Raw genomic sequence first — 3,016 nt, forward strand, 5'->3', positions numbered from 1 at the left:
AAGCGGCATAGTTGTCGAAACCAAAAGGCAAGCTTAGACCGAGGGCACTCGGCGCACCGCTAACCATGGACCAGCAGTTGGATCTGGTTGATCGCATTCTGGCAGAGGCAGATGCTGCTCAAGCTTTGATGCCAGCCAGCATCACGAACAGCCTTGGCATGCAAATGCTCTGGTGTCCACCTGGGGTGTTCTTAATGGGCAGCCCGGAGGATGAAGAAGAGCGGTTCGAATCTGAAAACCATGTTCAGGTGCAGATCAGCCAGGGTTTTTGGATGGCTCGCACAACAGTGACTCAAGGGCAGTGGGAAGCCCTGATGTTTGGCAACCCGAGTCGCTCCAAAGGGCCAAATCTTCCGGTAGAGTACGTGAGTTGGGGAGATGCTGTGGAGTTTTGCACAAAACTTAATGACATCGAAAATCGTCCAAGCGGCTACCACTATAGGCTGCCGACAGAGGCGCAGTGGGAATACGCCTGCCGCGCTGGAGAAAAAGGGCCCTATTCTGGCAGCAGTCTTGATGAGGTGGGATGGTATATCGGCAACAGTGGAAATCAAATGCACGAAGTCGGCCAAAAGAAGCCAAATTCATGGAGGCTGCACGACATGCACGGCAATGTGTGTGAATGGTGCGCTGACTGGTGTGATGACAAGCTGAAAAGTGGAATCGATCCGACGGGGCTGTCATCGGGCGACTACCGTGTGTTTCGTGGCGGCTCTTGGCTCAGCTACGCCTCCAACTGCCGTGCAGCCTCCCGCCTCAGGAGTGGCCCGGGCTTGCGGAGTCGCGACCTGGGCTTTCGCCCCGCCCTAGTTCCATCCAGATAAGCAAAGCGCAGGCATGAAGACTGGAGTCGGCGACGAGGGACGAGCCAGAGACGAAGGCTTCGATGTCGGAGCGATCAGTCCCGCGAAGCGGGTTGATTTTTATCATCACACCTCAAGGAATCCCTGCTCCTTTAGATTGCGGTCCCACTGATTAGCGAAGTCACGCAGATCATTCATGGCTTGCGAGTGCTTCACCTTGATCAAGCCTTCGCGGCTCACCTCTGCCACGACTTGGTAGGCTCCGAGATAACTGTTTTCATAGGTGAGTGGTGTCCATGTCGAGCTCTCTGCCGAAGGCACCACGAGGAACGTCAATTCGGGGTCACGCATGGCATCGCCGTTCTGTTCGCTGTAATGCGCGATGCTGAGTTCATACGCGCCGTTGGGATAGGGGCCACCGATCACCTCGATCACCAGCCGCATGAACGGCGGGTTCTCGAGGCGGAGGTAGCGAGTGCGGACGGCCTCGAAGCCGCCGTGTTGATCAATCATTCGTTGGATGTTTTGCATGGTTGTTTGGTGTGGGGTTGGTGGTCACCACTCGAAGAGCGGCAGGTCTGAAAAGGTTTCGCCATCGGCGTCGAGACGCGCATAGGCGTAGCCACGGGCTTTGATGGCCAAGAGCACGCCGCGCAGGTGCGGGAACGTTGTCATTTCATCGGCATCGAGATCTTCGATGAGGAACAGATGACCCACGCCATCGAGGAGGTGGGCCAAGAGGGGCGGATCATCCGGTGCACGACACTCCAGCGGACGAAGACGAAGCAACGCCTCAGCCTCGCTTGGTGGGATGTGCCGTGTGGACACCACAGGCACATGCATAATCCATGGGCCTGGACTGTCGTGAAGGATGGGGATTTGGGCGGTGGTGAACAAGCTCATGAGGGTTGGTGGTCGAGATAGGATTCGAGATCGGCGAGCGCGGCTCGCACGCAGCCGCCGCTGCCCACGGCGATTTGGTTCGCGGTGATGGAAGGCACGGCCCAATGAGCGCTCAGGAACGCGGCCAGTTCCTCCGTGGTCGGAGGCAGCAGCTTGATGGCTTGGAACCTTGTCTGGAACCGCTCGGTGAGCAGATCGAGCTGCAGGTTGCTCGTGCCGAGGAACGCCCGTCCCGGTGGCAATCGGTCTAGGTAGGTCAGCAGCAAGTCCTGCGCTTCCCGTGAGCAGCGGTCCAGCTCATTGACGATCTTCACCGACCACGCGCTGAACAGGCTGCCATAGGCAAGCTGCCGCATCCACTCGCGCACGAGGCCCACCGTCACCTCGCGTCCGTTGTAGTCTTCGATGGCGAGCGGACTGCCGGCCAACTGAAGCGCCACAAACTCGACAACGCTGGTCTTGCCCACACCCGGTGGGCCATAGAGCAGGAGCTTCATGGTGGCGGATGGATCGCTGGCAAGGCGCTTGGCTTTGCCCGCCTGCGCCAGCGCCACACGTTTGGCCTGGCCGATCAAATCCTCCGCCGTGCGTGGTCGCCAGTTCATCGGTGAGGACGGAGCTTGTTTGAGAGCACGTTCACGCGGCTTGGATGCCATGATGGACCTCCTTCCCATGAGTCGTGGAGAGCGTCGTAATCGCGGAAGCCACCGACCTTGCGCCCTTCTTGTAGAGCGTGACGGCCAGCAACTCCCCGTCGAACCACACGGCCCAGTAGCGCGTGCCATACTTGGTGATGGTGAGTCGATCACTCATGGCTCCAGCCCTCCCGGCGAATGCGCGCCTTCACGGAGTTGATCGACAGTTCAAACTGCGCGGCTGCCTGCTTTATGGAACCAGTGCGGCGGTAAACCCGCTTCACGGCTTTCCAATCCACCACCGTGCCATTGGTGGTCACGCTGGTGAGCTTGCGTCGCGGCTTCGGCGGCGTGGACGTGGGCGTGCCGATAATCTGGTCCACCGCAGGCGTGAACGCATCAAAGCGCTGCGGCGGTGGCGGCGGATCATCCGGCGTGATGCGGGCTTCGCGCAGGTTGGCGAGTTGTTCTCTGACTGCCGCACTCGCAATGGGGCGGATCATCTGCTCCACCGTGGCCGGAGCTTGCCCACCATTGAGGCGTTGCAGGGCCTCGACGAGCCGCGCATCGACGATGCTCTGGATGAGTTCAACGGGGATTTCCGTGATGGCATACACCACCCCGGTCAGCGAGTTGAGCCCCATCAGGGCTTTCATCTGTTCACTGGCTTCACGC

The 3,016-nt window shown here is 59.6% G+C and carries 6 protein-coding genes; 1 reads left to right on the forward strand and 5 read right to left on the reverse strand.

Annotated elements, in window-relative coordinates; genetic code table 11:
- Positions 1 to 65: 65 nt before the first annotated feature.
- Positions 66 to 824 (forward strand): formylglycine-generating enzyme family protein, encoded by a 759-nt coding sequence (locus AC6FTP_RS26585; protein WP_497209919.1) that lies wholly within the window; start codon positions 66 to 68, stop codon positions 822 to 824.
- 105 nt (positions 825 to 929) lie between these two features.
- Here the strand turns inward: AC6FTP_RS26585 and AC6FTP_RS26590 are convergent, their stop codons facing one another.
- From AC6FTP_RS26590 to AC6FTP_RS26610, 5 genes are all read right to left on the reverse strand, one after another.
- Positions 930 to 1,334: a DUF6908 domain-containing protein gene (locus tag AC6FTP_RS26590; protein ID WP_497209920.1), complete on the reverse strand. Its 405-nt coding sequence runs from the start codon at positions 1,332 to 1,334 to the stop codon at positions 930 to 932.
- Between the two features lie 24 nt (positions 1,335 to 1,358).
- A complete protein-coding gene (locus tag AC6FTP_RS26595) occupies positions 1,359 to 1,706 on the reverse strand; it encodes a DUF5983 family protein (RefSeq protein ID WP_497209921.1) in 348 nt (115 codons plus the stop codon).
- The gene (locus tag AC6FTP_RS26600; protein WP_497209922.1) at positions 1,703 to 2,311 is read right to left on the reverse strand and encodes an ATP-binding protein; all 609 of its coding nucleotides are present in this window, start codon (positions 2,309 to 2,311) and stop codon (positions 1,703 to 1,705) included. The genes AC6FTP_RS26595 and AC6FTP_RS26600 overlap by 4 nt, the downstream gene beginning before the upstream one ends.
- Positions 2,312 to 2,342: 31 nt before the next feature.
- Complete coding sequence (locus AC6FTP_RS26605; protein ID WP_497209923.1) at positions 2,343 to 2,519, reverse strand: hypothetical protein; 177 nt, start codon at positions 2,517 to 2,519, stop codon at positions 2,343 to 2,345.
- Positions 2,512 to 3,016 (reverse strand): hypothetical protein (locus tag AC6FTP_RS26610; RefSeq protein WP_497209924.1); only part of this gene is annotated, 505 nt, incomplete at its 5' end. The genes AC6FTP_RS26605 and AC6FTP_RS26610, both read right to left, overlap by 8 nt.

The organism is Prosthecobacter sp., from assembly GCF_044378005.1.
In the GTDB taxonomy this organism is placed as follows: Bacteria; Verrucomicrobiota; Verrucomicrobiia; order Verrucomicrobiales; family Verrucomicrobiaceae; genus Prosthecobacter.